General features: G+C 71.3%; 10 protein-coding genes and 1 pseudogene. All 11 read right to left on the reverse strand.

The genetic code is table 11. From position 1 onward, the window contains the following. Positions 1-11: 11 nt before the first annotated feature. The 11 genes and pseudogenes from A5787_RS24450 to A5787_RS27885 all read right to left on the reverse strand — a co-directional run bounded on the left by A5787_RS24450 (position 12) and on the right by A5787_RS27885 (position 17,076). The gene (locus A5787_RS24450) at positions 12-6,395 is read right to left on the reverse strand and encodes a type I polyketide synthase (RefSeq protein ID WP_066971873.1); all 6,384 of its coding nucleotides are present in this window, start codon (positions 6,393-6,395) and stop codon (positions 12-14) included. 228 nt (positions 6,396-6,623) lie between these two features. Further along, on the reverse strand, positions 6,624-7,685 hold the full coding sequence (locus tag A5787_RS24455; RefSeq protein WP_066971875.1) for a type III polyketide synthase: 1,062 nt from the start codon (positions 7,683-7,685) through the stop codon (positions 6,624-6,626). A 106-nt stretch (positions 7,686-7,791) separates the two neighbouring features. Continuing rightward, positions 7,792-9,210: an argininosuccinate lyase gene (argH, locus tag A5787_RS24460; protein ID WP_066971879.1), complete on the reverse strand. Its 1,419-nt coding sequence runs from the start codon at positions 9,208-9,210 to the stop codon at positions 7,792-7,794. Positions 9,211-9,297: 87 nt separating this feature from the next. Continuing rightward, positions 9,298-10,494, reverse strand: coding sequence for an argininosuccinate synthase (locus A5787_RS24465; RefSeq protein ID WP_066971882.1), 1,197 nt, complete (start codon positions 10,492-10,494; stop codon positions 9,298-9,300). A gap of 12 nt (positions 10,495-10,506) precedes the next feature. Continuing rightward, entirely contained in the window at positions 10,507-11,001 is a 495-nt protein-coding gene (locus tag A5787_RS24470) for an arginine repressor (protein ID WP_066971884.1), read from the reverse strand. Beyond that, on the reverse strand, positions 10,998-11,924 hold the full coding sequence (gene argF / locus A5787_RS24475) for an ornithine carbamoyltransferase (protein ID WP_066971890.1): 927 nt from the start codon (positions 11,922-11,924) through the stop codon (positions 10,998-11,000). Before argF ends, A5787_RS24470 begins: the two co-directional genes overlap by 4 nt. Next, the gene (locus tag A5787_RS24480; RefSeq protein ID WP_066971894.1) at positions 11,921-13,105 is read right to left on the reverse strand and encodes an acetylornithine transaminase; all 1,185 of its coding nucleotides are present in this window, start codon (positions 13,103-13,105) and stop codon (positions 11,921-11,923) included. The genes argF and A5787_RS24480 overlap by 4 nt, the downstream gene beginning before the upstream one ends. After that, entirely contained in the window at positions 13,102-13,989 is an 888-nt protein-coding gene (argB, locus tag A5787_RS24485) for an acetylglutamate kinase (RefSeq protein ID WP_066971896.1), read from the reverse strand. The genes A5787_RS24480 and argB overlap by 4 nt, the downstream gene beginning before the upstream one ends. Then, entirely contained in the window at positions 13,986-15,197 is a 1,212-nt protein-coding gene (gene argJ / locus A5787_RS24490; protein WP_066971898.1) for a bifunctional glutamate N-acetyltransferase/amino-acid acetyltransferase ArgJ, read from the reverse strand. Before argJ ends, argB begins: the two co-directional genes overlap by 4 nt. Continuing rightward, a pseudogene (gene argC, locus A5787_RS24495) lies at positions 15,194-16,253 on the reverse strand (N-acetyl-gamma-glutamyl-phosphate reductase). Before argC ends, argJ begins: the two are co-directional and overlap by 4 nt. A gap of 127 nt (positions 16,254-16,380) precedes the next feature. Next, complete coding sequence (locus A5787_RS27885) at positions 16,381-17,076, reverse strand: hypothetical protein (protein ID WP_231994143.1); 696 nt, start codon at positions 17,074-17,076, stop codon at positions 16,381-16,383. Positions 17,077-17,280 lie beyond the last annotated feature (204 nt).

A 17,280-nucleotide genomic window follows, 5' to 3' on the forward strand; every position in this document is an offset into this window, starting at 1 on the left:
ATTTCCTGGGTCTATGAGCGGCCGAGTTCTTCGTCGAGGATCGCGAAGAGTTGGCTTTCGTCGGCGGCGTTGAGGTCGTCGTCAAGGTGGTCGGGGTCGGGCCGGTCGGCGGGAGCCGCTGTGGCGAGCAGATTTTGGAGGCGAGCGCTCAACCGCGCCTGGTCGTCCGGCTTGCAGTCGGGCGAGTCCAGCAGCGCCTGCAATTCCCGGACGATGTCCTCGAAGCGCGACATCAGGGCGGGCCCGTCGGCGGTGGTCGCCAGTTCGGCGCCCAGGTGGGCGGCCAGGATCGCCGGTGTGGGGTAGTCGAAGATCAGGGTGGGCGAAAGCGTGAGGCCGGCGGCCGTTTTGAGGCGGTTGCGCAGTTCGACGGCGGTCAGCGAGTCAAAGCCGAGGTCCTGGAAGGCGCGGTCGGCGGCGATGTCGCTGCCACCGGGCAGCCCCAACACGGTCGCGGCGTTGGCGCAGACCAGGTCGACCAACTCGCGTTGGCGCGCCTCGGGGCTCAGCCCGTGCAGGCGCACCTTGAGTCCGGTCGTCGACGCGGTGTGACCGGGGTCGGTGACGACGCGGCGGGTGGGTCGGACGGCCAACTCCCGCAACAACGGGGGCAGCCCGGCGGCGTTGTCGGACAGGGCGGTTCGATCCACGCGGACGGCCACCACCACGGGATGGTCGACGAGCAGGGCGGTATCGAACGACTCCAGCGCCAGCTCGGTCGACAGCGCCGCCAGCCCGATGCGGCTCATCCGGGCTTTGTCCCGATCGCCCAGGTGTGCCGTCATCGACGACGCCTGTTCCCACAGTCCCCAGGCCAGCGACAGGCCCGGCAGTCCGTGCGCACGGCGGTGCGCGACGAGGCCGTCGAGGAAAGTGTTGGCCGCCGCGTAATTGGCCTGTCCCGGGGTGCCCACGATCCCGGCCATCGACGAAAACACCACGAACGCCGCCAAGTCGCGATCCCGGGTCAGCTCGTGCAGATTCCAGGCCCCGTCGACTTTGGCCCGCAACACCGCGTCGACGCGATCGGCGGTCAACGAGGAGATCAACCCGTCGTCGAGCACCCCGGCGGCGTGCACGATCGCGCGCAGCGGGTAGTCCGCGGGAAGTTGGGCGAGCATCCCCGCCACCGCCTCGCGGTCGGCCACGTCGCAGGCCACCACCGACACCCGGGCCCCGGCCTCTTCCAATCGGCCCACCAGCTCGGGCACCCCGGCGGCGTCCGCGCCGGCGCGGCTGACCAGCACCACCCGGGCCACCCCGTAGCGCTCGACGAGGTGGCGGGCCAGCGCCGAACCGGCCATGCCGGTACCGCCCGTGATCACCACGCTGCCCCCGGCCAACCCGCCACCGGATCCGCTGAGGGCGCCGCCGGGCCCGCCGGGGATGGTGAGGGCGACCTTGCCGATGTGGCGGGCCGCGCTGACGAACCGATACGCCGCCGGGGCGCACCGGACGTCAAACGTCGTGAGCGGCAGGGGGCGTATCGCGCCGTCGCGCAGCAGCCGGATCACCTCGGACAGCAGCGCGGCCGTGCGGTCGGGTCCGGCCTCCATCAGGTCGAACGACTGATATGCCACCCCCGGGTACTGGTCGGCGACGACCGCCGCGTCGCGCGGGTCGGTCTTGCCCATCTCGATGAAGCGTCCGCCGGAGGCCAACAACCGCAATGACGCGTCGGTGAACTCACCGGCCAGCGAGTTGAGCACCACCTGAAAGCCCCGGCCGCCCGCCACCGCACGGAACTTCGCCTCGAACTCCAGCGTCCGCGAATCGCCGATGTGAGCGTCATCAAATCCCATGGCGCGCAACGTGTCCCATTTACCGCGGCTGGCGGTGGCGAACACCTCCGCACCCCAATGCCGCGCCAGCTGCACCGCGGCCATCCCCACCCCGCCGGTCGCGGCGTGCACCAGCACCCGCTCCCCGGCCTGCAGCCCGGCCAGATCCGACAACCCGTACAGCGCGGTCAAAAACACCACCGGCACGCCCGCGGCCTCGACCAGCGACCGCCCCGCCGGCACCCGCACCACCAGGCGCTCGTCCACCACGGCCTCGGAGCCGACCACACCCAGCAATCCCATGACGGGTTCGCCGACGGCCAACCCGGTCACGCCCGGCCCGACCTCGGTGACCACCCCGGCGCCCTCGGCCCCCAGCTGGCCGCCCCCGGGGTACATGCCCAACGCCACCAACACATCCCGGAAGTTCACCCCGACCGCGGCCACCGCCACCCGCACCTGCCCGGCGGCGAGCTCGGCCCGCGGGAGCGGCCCCAGCACCAGGTCCTCCGGCGTGCCCGCGCCTCCGGCGTCCAACCGCCAGCCCCGCGACGGCAGCGTGAGCACCGACCCCGCCGCGACCGGCGCCAGCCGCGCCGCGTGGACCACACCGGCGCGAATCACCAATTGCGGCTCACCGCAAGCGATTGCCGCCGCCACGTCCACCGAGCCGTCGGAATCCACCAGCACCACCCGGCCGGGATGCTCGGATTGGGCCGACCGCACCAGGCCCCACACCGCCGCGCCGGCCAGATCCGAAACGTCCTCGCCGGCAAGCGCAACGGCCCCTCGGGTGAGCACCGCCAAGACCCCGGACCCCTCGCCGGCCAACCAGGACTGCAGCACGCCCAACACCTCGGTGGCGGCCGCGTGCACCGAGCCCACCGGGTCGGGGCCGGCGCCGGCCAGTTCCCAGACCGCTGCGCCGTCGTCAATCCCATTGCCGTCCACGGTTATCGGGGACCACACCACCTCCAGCAACCCCTCCGCCGGAGCCGCGGCCGACGACAGCTGCTGACGCGAAACCGGTCGCATCACCAGCGACCGCACCGACAGCACCGGTAGCCCCGTCGCGTCGGCCAGCTCCAGCGACACCGCGTCGGCGCCCGCCGAAGCGATGCGAACCCGCGCCCGCGCGGCGCCTGCGGCGTGCAGCGACACGCCCTGCCAGGAAAACGGCAGCACGGTCTGGGCCTGCTCGCCCGCCAACCCGAGCGCGTGCAACGCCGCATCCAACAGGACGGGGTGCATCCCGAAGCCGCCGGCCTGGGCGCCGGCGTCCTGCGGTACCTCGACCTCGGCGAAAGTTTCGTCCCCGCGCCGCCACATCGCCCGCAGGCCCCGGAAGGCCGGACCGTACTGGTAGCCCCGCTGCGCCAGCCGCTCATAGGCGCCGGCGACGTCCACCGAAGTGGCGCCGACCGGCGGCCACACCGACAGGTCCGAATCCGGTGTCAGGGGACGTTCGCTCAGCAGGCCCTGCGCGTGCAGGACCCAGTCCGAACCCGATTGGGCGCCACGGGAATACACCGACACCTCACGGTGCCCGGAGTCGTCGACGCCGCCGACGATCACCTGCACCTGCACGGCGCCGCTCGCGGGCAACACCAGCGGGGCCGACAATGTCAGCTCTTCGATCGCCCCGCACCCGACCTCGTCGCCGGCCCGGATGACCAACTCCACGAATGCCGCTCCCGGGAACAACACCGTGCCGCTCACCGCGTGTCCGGCCAGCCACGGCTGGGCGGCCACCGACAGCCGGCCCGTCAGGACCACCCCGCCCGCGTCGGGCCGCTGCAGCACCGCGCGCAGGAAACCGTGCTCGGCCGCCAGCACGCCCAGGCTGGCCGCATCCCCCGAACCCGCCGATGCGTCCGGGAGCCAAAAGCGCCGCCGGACGAACCCGTACGTCGGCAGGTCGACCCGTTGCCCACCGGCCAGCGCCGGGCGCCAGTCCACGCGCGCGCCGGCCGCGTGCGCGTGGCCCACCGACAGCCAAAACCGTTGCAGGCCACCGTCTTCGCGGCCCAGTGAGGGAATGACGATCGCGTCGGCGACCTGGTCCGCCAGCGTCTGTTCGATGCCGGCGATCAGCACCGGGTGCGGGCTCGATTCGACGAAGACGCGATAGCCGGCCTCGCCCGCGCTGCGCACCGCTCGTTCGAATTGCACCGTCTGCCGGATGCTTCGGTACCAGTAGTCGGCGTCCAGCCCGGCGGTGTCCATGACGTCGCCGGTCGCGGTGGAGAAGAAGGCGACCGACGAAAGCCGCGGCGCGATGCCGGCCAGCGCCTCGAGGAGCGGTTCGCGGATGACGTCGACGTGGGCGGAGTGAGACGCGTAGTCGACGTCGATCATGCGGGCGCGAATCTCCTCGGCCTCACACCGTCGCACCAGCTCCGCCAGCGCGTCGACGTCACCCGACACCGCCACCGACGAAACACCGTTGACGGCAGCGATATTCAGCCGATCGCCCCACGCGGCCACCAGCTCGCCGGCCTGCGCCGGCCCGCACGCGAGCGAGGCCATGCCGCCCGCGCCCGACAGGCCTACCAGCAGCCGGCTGCGCAGCGCCACCACCCGGGCGGCATCTTCCAGCGACAGTGCGCCCGCCACGTAGGCCGCGGCGATCTCGCCCTGCGAATGCCCGATCACCGCGTCGGGAGCCACGCCCATCGAGCGCCACAGCTCGGTCAGTGACACCATGACCGCCCACAGCACCGGCTGCACCACGTCGACCCGATCGAGCCCCGGGGCCCCCGGCGCACCGCGGATGACGTCGACCAGCGACCACTCCACATGCTCGGCGAGCGCCTTGTCGCAGCGGCGCAGCTGTTCGGCGAACACCGCTGAACTGTCCAGCAACTCGGCCCCCATGCCGACCCACTGCGAGCCCTGGCCAGGGAACACGAACACGGTCTTGCCCACCGGCCGCGCCCGCCCCGTCACCACACCGGCGCCCGGCTCACCGGCGGCCAGGCTTGCCAACCCCGCCACCAACTGCTCGCGGCCGGCACCCACCACCACCGCGCGATGCTCGAACAGCGACCGCGTCGAGACCAGCGACCAGCCCACGTCGACCGCGCGCAGGGCGGGATGGGCTGTCACGTGCGCGAGCAGCCGCGCGGCCTGGTTCGCCAACGCGTCGGCCGACCGCGCGGACAGCACCCACGGCGCCGGCGGGTCATCGCCGGCCGCCGTGGGGCTTTCCGCCTCCACCGGAGGTTGCTCCACAATGACGTGCGCGTTGGTGCCGCTGATCCCGAACGCAGACACCCCCGCGCGCCGCGGCCGGTCCTGCGCCGGCCAGGGCCGCGGCTCGGTCAACAACGACACCGCGCCGGCCGACCAGTCGACGTGCGGCGTCGGCGCATCGACGTGCAACGTCTTGGGCATCAACCCGTGCCGCATCGCCTGCACCAGCTTGATCACCCCGGCGGCGCCCGCCGCGGCCGAGGTATGCCCCATGTTCGATTTGATCGACCCGAGCCACAGCGGCCGGTCCGTAGGCCGCTCCTGCCCGTAGGTCGCCAGAAGCGCTTGCGCCTCAATGGGATCCCCCAGGGTGGTGCCGGTGCCGTGGCCCTCCACCAGGTCCACCTCGGCCGCGTTGAGCCGCGCGTTGGCCAGCGCCGCCCTGATCACCCGTTGCTGCGACGGCCCGTTGGGCGTCGCCAGCCCGTTGGACGCGCCGTCCTGATTCACCGCGGATCCCCGCAGCACGGCCAGCACCGGATGCCCCAATCGCCGGGCATCGGCCAACCGCTCCAGCGCCAGCACACCGACGCCCTCGGAGAACGCGGTGCCGTCGGCGGCGCCCGCGTAGGCCTTGCATCGGCCGTCGGCGGACAGGGCCCGCTGCCTGCTGAATTCGATGAACATCGCCGGAGTGGCCATCACCGTCACGCCGCCGGCCAGCGCCAGATCACACTCGCCGGACCGCAGCGACTGCGCCGCCAGGTGCATTGCCACCAATGACGAGGAGCACGCCGTGTCCACCGACACCGCCGGGCCCTCCAGCCCCAGCGCGTACGCCACCCGGCCCGAGGCCACGCTCAAGGTGGATCCGCGCAGCCCATACCGTTCCAGGTCTCCAGGCACCCGGCCCTGCCCGCCGTAGGAACCGTGAAACACCCCGGCGAACACGCCCGTCGGCGAGCCCCGCAACGCGACCGGGTCAATCCCGGCCCGCTCCAACGCCTCCCACGACACCTCCAGCAACAGCCGCTGCTGCGGGTCCATCGCCAGCGCCTCGCTGGGCGCGATCCCGAAGAACGCGGCGTCGAAATCCGCGACGTCGGCCAGGAACCCGCCGCACCGCGTGTACGACTTGCCCACCGCATCGGGATCCGGATCGAACAAGTCGGCCAGATCCCAGCCCCGATCGGCCGGAAAGTCCGACACCACGTCGCGGCCCTCGGCCACCATCTGCCACAGGCCCTCGGGGGAATCCACCCCGCCCGGGTAGCGGCAGGCCATGCCCACCACCGCCACCGGCTCGGTGGGCCCTTCCGCGATCAGCGCCAGGTACTCGCGGTTCTCCCGCTTCAGCCGCTCGTTTTCCTTCAGCGATTTCCGGAGCGCAGCGACGAGCTCATCGTGGGTGCTGGTCATGCCACCCGGCCTCTCGTGTCACTCATCCGAACGGGGGTACGGCGACGCGACAGCCAGGGCCGGGCCGGGCTCATCGCCCCGGCCGACACGGCTTGCGCCTCTCCTGAACCCCCGAACAGACCCCCGACCACACTCCCGCCGCCCCACTGTCAGCACTTCGTGCAACGCCCCAACAGACCCCACGGGCAGAGCTTTACCGTACGACGAAAAGTTCACGAACACGACGAATCAGTGCCACCGAAGCAGCACGAGTTCAGAACAGAATCCCGGACCCATCGCGAGCATCAGACCCGGGCTTCCGCTGGGCGGCTTCTTGGCGATGGTGTCGCGCAGCACATGCAGCACCGAGGCCGACGAGAGGTTGCCGATCTCGCCGAGCGAGCGCCAGGTCAGCTCGAGCGCCTCCGGCGGCAGGTCAAGGCTCGCGTTGATCGCCTCGATGACCTTGGGACCGCCGGGATGGCTCACGAAGGCGCCGATATCGGTGGTGCTCAGGCCGTGCGCGCCCAGAAACCCGCCGACGTCGTCGGCGATGTACTGCTCGACCACCGCGGCCACGTCCTTGGACAACACCAGCTCGAACCCGGCGCCGCCAACGTCATAACCCATCGTGCGCAGCGAGTCCGGGTAGAGGTGGCTGCGGGAGTCGATGATGTCCGGGCCGCCCGCGGCGACCTGCTCGGCGCGCCGCTCCCCGACGGCCACCACCGCCCCGGCCCCGTCGGCGAACAGCGCGCTGCCGACCAGGCCGGCCAGCGACGGCTTGTAGCCCGGGTAGGTCATCGAGCAGAGCTCGACCGAGACCAGGGCCGCCACGCCGTCCACGGCGCCCCGCAGGTAGTCGTGCAGGCGCGCCACCCCCGCCGCCCCGGCGACGCAGCCCAGGCCGAACAGCGGCACCCGCCGGACGTCGTCGCGCAGCCCGAGCCGCCCGGCGATCCGGGCGTCCAGCGACGGGACGGCGATCCCGGTGACCGTCGTCGTGATGAGCAGGTCGAGGTCCTGGGGCCGCAGGCCCGCCTCGGCGAGGGCACCCTCGAGCGCCTCACAACCCAGGTCGACGGCCTTGTCGATGAAGATCCGGTTGGCCCGGCCGAAGTCGGTCAGGGCGGGATACTGCTCCAGCGGCAGGACCAGGTGGCGGCCGTTGACCTTGGCGCTGGCGTGCAGCTGGCGGACGATGTCCTCGTAGTCCTCGAAACCGGGTATCCGGAGGAAGAATTCAGTGAGCTCTCGCTGGGAATAGCGGTGCGGCGGCAGCGCACCGAAGACTCCGGCGATGACGCTCATTGGTCCCATCCCTTGGTGACGACGACATAGGCCGAGTGGTTCAACTCGATGCCATAAGTCTGGAAGTTTAGCCTCCTGAAAACCGCCGGGCATATGCCCAGGTCAGTCACCTGCCTGCGCCCAACCGGTCGCGAAGCTCCGCGCGCCTGGCCAGGACCGCCTGCAGCTGCTCGGCGACCCGGGTCGGCGCGGTGCCGCCCCTGGCGTCACGCGAGGCCACCGAGCCCTCGATGGTCAGCACCTCGCGGACCTGCGCCGTCAGCTCGGGGCTGATGGCGGCCAGCTCGTCGTCGGTCAGCTCGTCGAGCCCGACGCCGCGGTTTTCGGCGGCCCGCACGGCCCCGCCGGCGGCCTCGTGCGCGGACCGGAAGGGCACACCCTGGCGTACGAGCCACTCCGCGATGTCGGTGGCCAGCGTGTAGCCGGCCGGGGCCAGCGCGGCCATCCGCTCGACGTTGAACGCCAGGCTGGCCACCAGCCCCGCCATCGCCGGCAGCACCAGCTCCAGTTGGGCCACCGCGTCGAAGACCGGCTCTTTGTCCTCCTGCAGGTCGCGGTTGTAGGCCAGCGGCTGGGCCTTCAGCGTCGCCAGCAGCCCGGCCAGGTTTCCGATCAGCCGCCCGGCCTTGCCCCGGGCCAGCTCGGCAATGTCGGGATTCTTCTTCTGCGGCATGATCGAGCTGCCCGTCGACCAGGAATCGTGCAGGGTGACATAGCCGAATTCCGTCGAGCTCCACAGGATGACGTCCTCGGCCAGCCGGGACAGGTCGACGCCGATCATGGCGAAGATGAACGCGGCCTCGGCGGCGAAATCGCGGGCCGCGGTCGCGTCGACAGAGTTCTCGGCGGCGGCGCGAAAGCCCAGCTCCGCGGCGATCGCGTCGGGGTCCAGCCCCAGTGACGTCCCGGCGAGCGCCCCGGAGCCGTACGGGGACACCGCGGCCCGCTTGTCGAAGTCGACGATCCGGTCCACGTCGCGCAGCAGCGGGTGGGCGTGCGCGAGCAGGTGCTGGGCCAGCAGGATCGGCTGCGCGGACTGCAGGTGGGTCTTGCCCGGCATGATGGCCGCCGGGTGGGCGGCCGCCTGGCCGGCCAGCGCGGCGACGACATCGAGCGCCCCGGCCGCGACCCGTCGCACCGCGTCGCGCAGCCACATCCGGAACAGCGTGGCCACCTGGTCGTTGCGCGACCGCCCGGCCCGCAGCCGGCCGCCCAGGTCGGGCCCGACCCGGTCGATCAGCCCGCGCTCCAGCGCGGCGTGCACGTCCTCGTCGGTCACCAGCGGAGCGAAGGTGCCGTCGGCGACGTCGGCGGCGAGGCTGTCCAGGCCGGCCAGCAGCCCGTCGCGCTGCTCCTCGTTCAGCAGCCCCGCCTTGAATAGGATCACGGTGTGCGCGCGCGAGGCGACGATGTCGTAGGGCGCCAGCACCCAGTCGAAGTGCGTGGACTTGCTCAGCGCGGCCAGCGCGTCGGACGGGCCCTCGGCGAACCGTCCGCCCCACAGCGAACCCTCGCGGGTGCTCATGTGCCCGTTACCTCCCCGCGAGTGTGCATCTCACGACGCTTCGACGGCGTGTCGCGTCGCAGATTTCACACTCGCGCCCTAGGAGCCTCACTGCTGGTCCCGGCGGGCCGCGATCTTCGACGACAGCCCGTGCACGTAGACGAAGCCCTTGGCCGCCGACTGGTCGAAGCTGTCGCCCTCGTCGTAGGTGGCCAGGTTGAAGTCGTACAGGGATTCGGAGCTGCGCCGGCCGTTGACCGCGATGTGCCCGCCGTGCAACACCATCCGGATCTCGCCGGAGACGTGCTCCTGGGTCTTCTCGACGAAGCTCTCCAGCGCGACCTTCAACGGCGAGTACCACAGCCCGTCATAGACCAGCTCGGCCCAGCGCTGGTCGGTGTGCCGCTTGAACCGGCCCAGCTCGCGCTCCAGGGTGACGTGCTCGAGTTCGGTGTGGGCGGTGACGAGCACCATCGCCCCCGGCGCCTCATAGATCTCACGGCTCTTGATGCCCACCAGCCGGTCCTCGACGACGTCGAGGCGCCCGACGCCCTGCGCTCCGGCGCGACGGTTGAGCTCCTCGATCGCCTGCAGCATCGACACCCCCTTGCCGTCGATCGACACCGGCACGCCGCGCTCGAACCCGACGATCACCTCGTCGGGCGGGCTCCAGTTCAGGGTGGGGTCCTCGGTGTAGGAGTAGACGTCCTTGGTCGGTGCGTTCCAAAGGTGTTCCAGGAAGCCGGTTTCCACCGCGCGGCCCCACACGTTCTGGTCGATCGAGAACGGCGAGCGCTTGGTGACGTTGATCGGGATCGCGTTCTCCTCGGCGAACGCGATCGCCTTCTCGCGCGTCCACGCGTAGTCGCGGACCGGCGCCAGCACCTCCAGATCCGGGGCCAGCGACGCGAACCCGACCTCGAACCGCACCTGGTCGTTGCCCTTGCCGGTGCAGCCGTGCGCGACGATCGTGCCGCCGTGCTCGCGGGCGGCAGCCACGAGGTGCTTGACGATGAGCGGCCGGCTGATCGCCGACACCAGCGGGTAGCGGTCCATGTACAACGCGTTGTTGAGCACCGTCGGCAGGCAGTAGCCCTCGGCGAACTCGTCGCGGGCGTCGACGACGACGGCCTCCACGGCGCCGCAGTCCAGGGCCCGCTGGCGCACCACCTCCATGTCCTCGCCGCCCTGCCCGAGGTCGATCGCGACCGCAACCACCTCGCGACCGGTCTCCTTGCCGATCCAGCTGATGGCCACCGAGGTGTCCAGGCCCCCGGAATACGCCAGGATGACGCGCTCTGACATAGGTCTCCTTAGTTACTTCAGGCGTTCCAGGGTGGTGGCCAGCTCGGCGCCGGTCATCGGCTCCCGGGCCGCCACGAAGACGGTGTCGTCGCCGGCGATGGTGCCGACCACGTACGGTAACGCCGCGCGATCGATTGCGCTGGCCAAATAGTTGGCGCCGCCGGGGGGCGTGCGCAGCACCGCGAGGTTGGCGCTGGCGTCGGCGGACACCAGCAGCTCGCTCAGCAACCGGGACAACCGGGCGGTGCCGCCCGACACCCCGCGCACCGGGCTGCCGTCCTCGGGAACGATGTAGACCCCGACGCCGCCGTCGGCGCCGCGCAGCTTCACCGCGCCCAGCTCCTCGAGGTCGCGCGACAGCGTGGCCTGCGTGACGTCGATGCCCTCATCGCCCAGCCGGGCCGCGAGTTCGCTCTGGCTGCTGATCGACGCCGACGACAGGATCGCCACGATGCGGTCCTGGCGTCCGGCCCGGGTGGTCTCGGGTGTGGTCTTGCTGCGGGTCATGAGCGACGCTCCAGCAGCCAGACCAGCAGCGCCTTCTGGGCGTGCAGCCGGTTTTCGGCCTCGTCCCACACCGCGCTGGCCGGGCCGTCCATCACCTCATCGGTGATCTCGTCCCCGCGGTGGGCCGGAAGGCAGTGCAGCACAACGGCTTCGGGGTCGGCCAGGCTCAGCAGCCGCGCGTTGACCTGGAACGGCCGGAACGGCCCCACCCGGTCCAGCCCGTCGCCCTCCTGGCCCATGGACGTCCAGGTGTCGGTGACGACGACGTCGGCGCCCTTCGCGGCCGCGTCGGCGTCGGCGGTCACGGCGACCGACGCGCCGGTCGCGTCGGCGCGCCGCCCGGCGGCGGCCAGCACCGCGGGGTCCGGTGCGAACCCGTCGGGCGCCGCGACGGTGACGTGGATGCCGGCGGTGACCCCGCCGAGCATCAGCGAGTGCGCCATGTTGTTGGCGCCGTCGCCAAAGTAGGACAGCCGCAAGCCTTTCAGCGATCCCTTCCGTTCAGCGACGGTCTGCAGGTCGGCCAGCACCTGGCAGGGGTGGAAGTCGTCGGAGAGCGCGTTGACCACGGGCACGGTCGCCGTCGCGGCCATCGCCTCGAGCCGGTCCTGCCCGAACGTGCGCCAGACGATCGCCTCGACGTAGCGGGACAACACCTGCGCGGTGTCTCCCAGCGTCTCGTCGCGCCCCATCTGGGTGCTGCGGGCGTCGACGACGACGGCGTGCCCGCCGAGCTGGGCGATGCCCACCTCGAAGGAGAACCGGGTGCGGGTCGAGTTCTTGTCGAAGATCACCGCGACGCCGCGCGGCCCCTCCAGTGGACGGCGGCTGAACGGGTCCTTCTTGAGATCAGCGGCCAGCGCGAGCACTTCGGCCTGCTCTTGGGGCGACAGGTCGTCGTCGCGCAGGAAATGGCGAATCATGCGCTCGCCCCGTCGAGGATGCCCGGCAGCGCTTCGAGGAAGCCGTCGATCTGGGCTTCGGTGATGATCAGCGGCGGGGCCAGCCGGATGACGTTCGGGGCGGCGGCGTTGACCAGGAACCCAGCGTCGCGCGCGGCCGCCTCGGCGTTCTTGGCGCGCTGCGCGGTCAGCACGATGCCCCACAGCAGTCCGCGGCCGCGGACGTGGTCGATCAGCGGGTGACCCAGCGTTTCGATGCCGTGGCGCACCGACTTGCCCAGCACCTCGGCGTGGCGGACCAGGTCCTCGGCCTGGATGGTTCGCAGCACCGCCAGCGCGGCGGCGGTGCAGATCGGGTTGCCGCCGAAGGTGCTGCCGTGCAGGCCGGGGGTCAGCAGCTCGGCGGCCCGACCGACGGCCAGGCACGCCCCGATGGGCAGCCCGCCGCCGAGGCCCTTGGCCATGGTCACCACGTCCGGGGTGATGCCGTCGTGCTGGTGGGCGAAAAAGGCTCCGGTGCGGCCCATTCCGGTCTGCACCTCGTCGAGCACCAGCAGGGCGCCGTGGCGCGCCGTGATGTCCCGCGCCGCGGCCAGGTAGCCCTCCGGCGGGACGACCACGCCGCTCTCCCCCATGATCGGCTCGAGGAAGACCGCGGCCGTGGCGTCGTCGACCGCGGCGGCCAGCGCGTCGACGTCGCCGTACGGCACGTGCGTGACGTAACCCGGCAGCGGCTCGAACGGCGCCTGCTTGCTCGGCTGGCCCGTGAGCGCCAGCGACCCCATCGTGCGGCCGTGAAACGCCTCTTGCGCCGCAACCAGTTTCGTTCGACCGGTCAGCCGCGACAGCTTGAACGCCAGCTCGTTGGCCTCGGTGCCGGAGTTGCAGAAGAACACGCGCGCCTTGGCGTCGACTGCCAGCACGGCGACCAGTTCCTCCGCCAGCGCGACGCCCGGCTCGGTGGCATACAGGTTGGAGGTGTGGCCCAGCGTCGCCATCTGGTGCATGACGGCCTCGATGACGGCCGGGTGGCGATGGCCGAGCACGTTGACCGCGATGCCGCCGAGCAGATCGACGTAGGGCTTGCCGTCGACGTCGGTGACCACGGCGCCGTGACCGCTGGCCAGCGCCAGCGCAGGGGTGCCGTAGTTGTTCATCATCACGGCATCCCAGCGCTGCTTTAACGCGTCCGTGTGGGTCACGCCTTCACCACCTTCGTGCCCGTTCCGGCGTCGGTGAAAAGCTCGACCAACACACAGTGTTCGACCCTCCCGTCGATGATGTGCGCGCTGGGCACACCCGCGGTGACGACCCGCAGGCAGGACTCCACCTTCGGGATCATGCCCGACTCCAGCGCCGGCAGCAGTTGTGCCAGCGCGACGGTGTCGATCTCACTGACCAGCGAACCGCGGTCCGGCCAACTGGTGTACAGGCCCTCGACATCGGTGAGCATCAGCAGCTTTTCGGCGCCCAGGGCCTCGGCCAGCGCCGCCGCGGCGGTGTCGGCGTTGATGTTGTGCACCACACCCTCCGCGTCGGGCGCGAGCGTCGACACCACCGGAATCCGCCGCGCGGCAATGAGATCCAGTACGGCGGCGGTGTTGACCTCGTCGACGTCGCCGACCAGGCCGATGTCGGTGGCCACGCCGTCGACGGTGACGCTGCGCCGCACGGCGGTGAACAGTTGTGCGTCCTCGCCGGTGATGCCGACGGCGTAGGGGCCGTGTGCGTTGATCAGGTTGACCAGCTCGCGACCCACCTGCCCGAACAACACCATCCGCGCCACGTCGAGCACTTCCGGGGTGGTGACGCGGAATCCGCCCTTGAAGTCCCCTTCGATGCCGAGCCGCCGCAGCATCGCGGTGATCTGCGGCCCGCCGCCGTGCACGACCACCGGATGGATGCCGCAGTTGCGCAGGAACGCCATGTCGGCCGCGAACGCCTGCCGCAGCGTGTCGTCGGTCATGGCGTTGCCGCCGTATTTGATGACGACGATCTTGCCGTGCAGCTGCTTGAGCCACGGCAGGGCTTCGGCCAGCACCTGGGCCTTGACCCCCGTGGGCAGCGCGTCGACGCGGACGGTCATGAGCTGTAGGCCGAGTTCTCTTCGACGTAGCCGTGCGACAGGTCGGTGGTCCGGACGGTGGCGGAGGCGTCGCCGACCCGGAGGTCGACGGTGATGTCGATGTCGGCGCCCGACAGGTCCACCTGCCGCGCGCCGGGCGCCCCGACCCCGTCGATGCACACCGCGGAACCGTTGAACGACACCCGGATTCGGTCGGGGTCGAGGGTGACCGGCGCCATGCCGACGGCCGCGAGCACGCGCCCCCAGTTCGGATCCGAGCCGAACACCGCCGTCTTGACCAGGCTGTCGCGGGCGATGGTCCGCGCGGCGGTCAGCGCGTCGTCCTCGGTGGCCGACCCGGTCACGGTGACGGTGACGCGCTTGGTGACGCCCTCGGCGTCCGCCTGCAGTTGGGCGCACAGGTCGTCACACACCCGCAGCACCGCCTTGTCGAGGTCGGCCTGGGACGGGGTGATCTCGCTGGCTCCCGATGCGAGCAGCAGCACGGTGTCGTTGGTCGAACAGCAGCCGTCGATATCGAGCCGGTCGAAGCTGCGCGCGGTGGCGTTGCGCAGCGCCTGGTCGAGCGCCGGCGGCTCGACGGCCGCGTCGGTGGTGAGCACGCACAGCATCGTGGCCAACGACGGGGCAATCATGCCCGCACCCTTGGCCATGCCACCGAGCGTCCAGTTGTTGGCGTGGTGCAGCGCAACCTGTTTCGGCACGGTGTCGGTGGTCATGATGGCCTGGGCGGCCTCGTCCCCACCCGACAGGCCCCCTGCCATCTCGCGCACGATCTCGCGCACTCCGGCAAGCACCTTGTCCATCGGCAACCGGTCCCCGATCAGCCCCGTGGAGCACACGGCGACCTCGATGGCGCCGGTCTCGGTCCCCCAGTCCGACAGCGCGGCCGCGACCGCCTCCGCGGTGGCGTGGGCGTCCTGAAAGCCGCCCGGCCCGGTGCAGGCGTTGGCTCCGCCGGAGTTGAGGATCACCGCGCGCAGCTGCCCGGTGGTCAGCACCTGCTGGGTCCACAGCACCGGCGCGGCCTTGACTTTGTTCCGGGTGATCACCCCGGCGGCCGCGTAGTCGGGGCCTTCGTTGAATACCAAGGCCAGGTCCGGCCTGCCCGATGCCTTGATGCCGGCGGCGATGCCGGCGGCCCGGAAGCCCGCGGGCGCGGTGACGCCCTGTTCGCGCAGCAACCGCGCCTCGGCCGTGCGGGTCACGGCGCGACCCCGACCACCGAAAGGCCTTCGCCCTCCGGCCAGCCCAGCGCCAGGTTCATCGACTGCACCGCGGCCCCGCCCGTCCCCTTGACCAGGTTGTCGATCGCGACGATCGCCACGAAGGTCTCGGCCGCCTCGTCCACCGCCACGGCGACGTGCGCCGCGTTGCTGCCGATGACCGCCCCGGTGCGGGGCAGCTGCCCCTCGGGCATCAGATAGACGAATGGCTCTGCGTCGTAAGCCTTTTCGTAGGCCGTGCGCAGCTGCGACAGCGGCGCCCGGGTGCGCGCGGTGCAGGTGGCCAGGATGCCGCGGGACGTCGGGATCAGCACCGGGGTGAACGACACCGTGACGTCGCGGTCGGTGACGGCGCCCAGCCCCTGCGCGATCTCGGGGGTGTGCCGGTGCGCCCCCGCGATGTTGTAGGCCCGCGCCGAGCCGATGACCTCCGAACCGAGCAGGTCGGCCTTGGCAGCGCGGCCGGCGCCGGAGGTGCCGCTGACCGCGACCACCGTGACGGCGGGCTCGATGAGGTCCTCGGCCATCGCGGGCGACAGCGCCAGTAACGCCGCGGTCGGGTAGCAACCCGGGACGGCGATCCGGCGTGCGCCGCGCAGCCGCTCGCGCGCACCCGGCAGCTCGGGCAGGCCGTAGGGCCAGCTGCCGGCGTAGGTAGTTCCGTAGAACCGCTCCCAGGCGCCGGCGTCGGTGAGCCGAAAGTCGGCCCCGCAGTCGATGATCAACGTGTCCGGGCCGAGCTGTTCGGCCAGCGCGGCCGAATGCCCGTGCGGCAGGCCCAGGAACACCACGTCGTGGCTGGCGAGCACGGCGGGATCGGTGGGCTCAATCGTGCGCTGGGCCAACGGGATCAGGTGCGGATGGTGCTCGCCGAGAGTGCTGCCGGCGCTGGCCGCGGCGGTCAGCGCGCCGATCGTCAGCCGACCGTCGGCGCAGGCCGGATGCCCGAGCAGCAGCCGGAGGATTTCCCCACCCGCGTAGCCGGTGGCACCGGCAACCGCCACCCTCAATACGTCGGCCATTCGCCCGATTCTGCATGGTTATGCAGACGTTTGCAAATCCATTCCACACCTGCAGGAGCGGCGTGCGCCCAGGAGGTCGTGTCGGGCAAAGGCTCCGCTTCGGGAGAGCGAGGGCCTACACGAGTCTCCTGGGCGCCACCGGTCTATGCGGCGAAACTGATGCCCAGGCTGGCATCCAGGGCGGCCTGCAGCGAGAGCTCGAGATCGGTGAGGGCGGTGCTCAGCGAGCCGGCGAGCGAGACGCCCGTCTGCTCGAGTGCGGCGGTGGCACCCGCGAACCCCGTCGCCAGGTCCGAGCCGAATCCGATCAAGCCGGGGGCGCCCACCGCGACGGTCGACGAGAAGCCGCCGCTCAGCGCGGAACCAATCTGCGCTGCGGTGTTCTCCCAGATCATCGCCAACGCGTTACCCGTGCCGGCGAACCCGGTCAGGCCCGCCGCCAGGCTCCCGCCTAGGGCTTCACCGGCCCTCACCAAGCCCCCGAGGCCGCCGGTGAGGCCGCCTGTCAGGGATCCGGTCGCCTGTAGCAGACCGTTCAGAGCGGCACCGAGGTTAGCCGACAGCGCCCCATTGATGGACAGTCCCAGGTTGGGAAGGGACAGCGTCGACAACGCGGCAGACAGGTTCGCGGCGAGGCTCTCGCCGGTCTGGATCGCCGTGTTCAGACCCGCCCCAAGCCCTGCAGCGAAGTTGGCCGCCAGCGTCTGACCGGTCTGGATAAACGCGTTGAGGTTGGTGCCCAGGTTCAGGCTTCCCGCCAACATCGCGTTCAGCGACGCTCCCAACCCATTCAGCGACGCGCTAATTGAACCACCGATCCCGTTCAGCGCCGCGCTCAAGTTCAGCCCCAACGCACCTAGGTTAGGCAGCGTGAACGGAGGCAGGGCCGGGAAGGTGAACGGCGGCAGCGTCAACGCCCCCGACAACACCGCGTTCAGCGCGGCGTTGATGTCGGCACCGATGTTGGGCAGCGTGATCGCCGGCAGCCCCGGCAACGGCGGCAACGTGAAGCTCGGCAACCCCGGCAGCGACAAGTTGATCGG

The organism is Mycobacterium sp. 852002-50816_SCH5313054-b, from assembly GCF_001667185.1.
Taxonomy (GTDB): Bacteria; Actinomycetota; Actinomycetes; order Mycobacteriales; family Mycobacteriaceae; genus Mycobacterium.

Coding starts and splice junctions, on each gene's coding strand:
- argH (WP_066971879.1), bottom strand. CDS start 9,210: ATGAGCACCCGCGAGGGTTCGCTGTGGGGCGGACGGTTCGCCGAGGGC.
- A5787_RS24450 (WP_066971873.1), bottom strand. CDS start 6,395: ATGACCAGCACCCACGATGAGCTCGTCGCTGCGCTCCGGAAATCGCTG.
- A5787_RS24455 (WP_066971875.1), bottom strand. CDS start 7,685: ATGAGCGTCATCGCCGGAGTCTTCGGTGCGCTGCCGCCGCACCGCTAT.
- argB (WP_066971896.1), bottom strand. CDS start 13,989: ATGACCGTCCGCGTCGACGCGCTGCCCACGGGGGTCAAGGCCCAGGTG.
- A5787_RS24465 (WP_066971882.1), bottom strand. CDS start 10,494: ATGTCAGAGCGCGTCATCCTGGCGTATTCCGGGGGCCTGGACACCTCG.
- argF (WP_066971890.1), bottom strand. CDS start 11,924: ATGATTCGCCATTTCCTGCGCGACGACGACCTGTCGCCCCAAGAGCAG.
- A5787_RS24470 (WP_066971884.1), bottom strand. CDS start 11,001: ATGACCCGCAGCAAGACCACACCCGAGACCACCCGGGCCGGACGCCAG.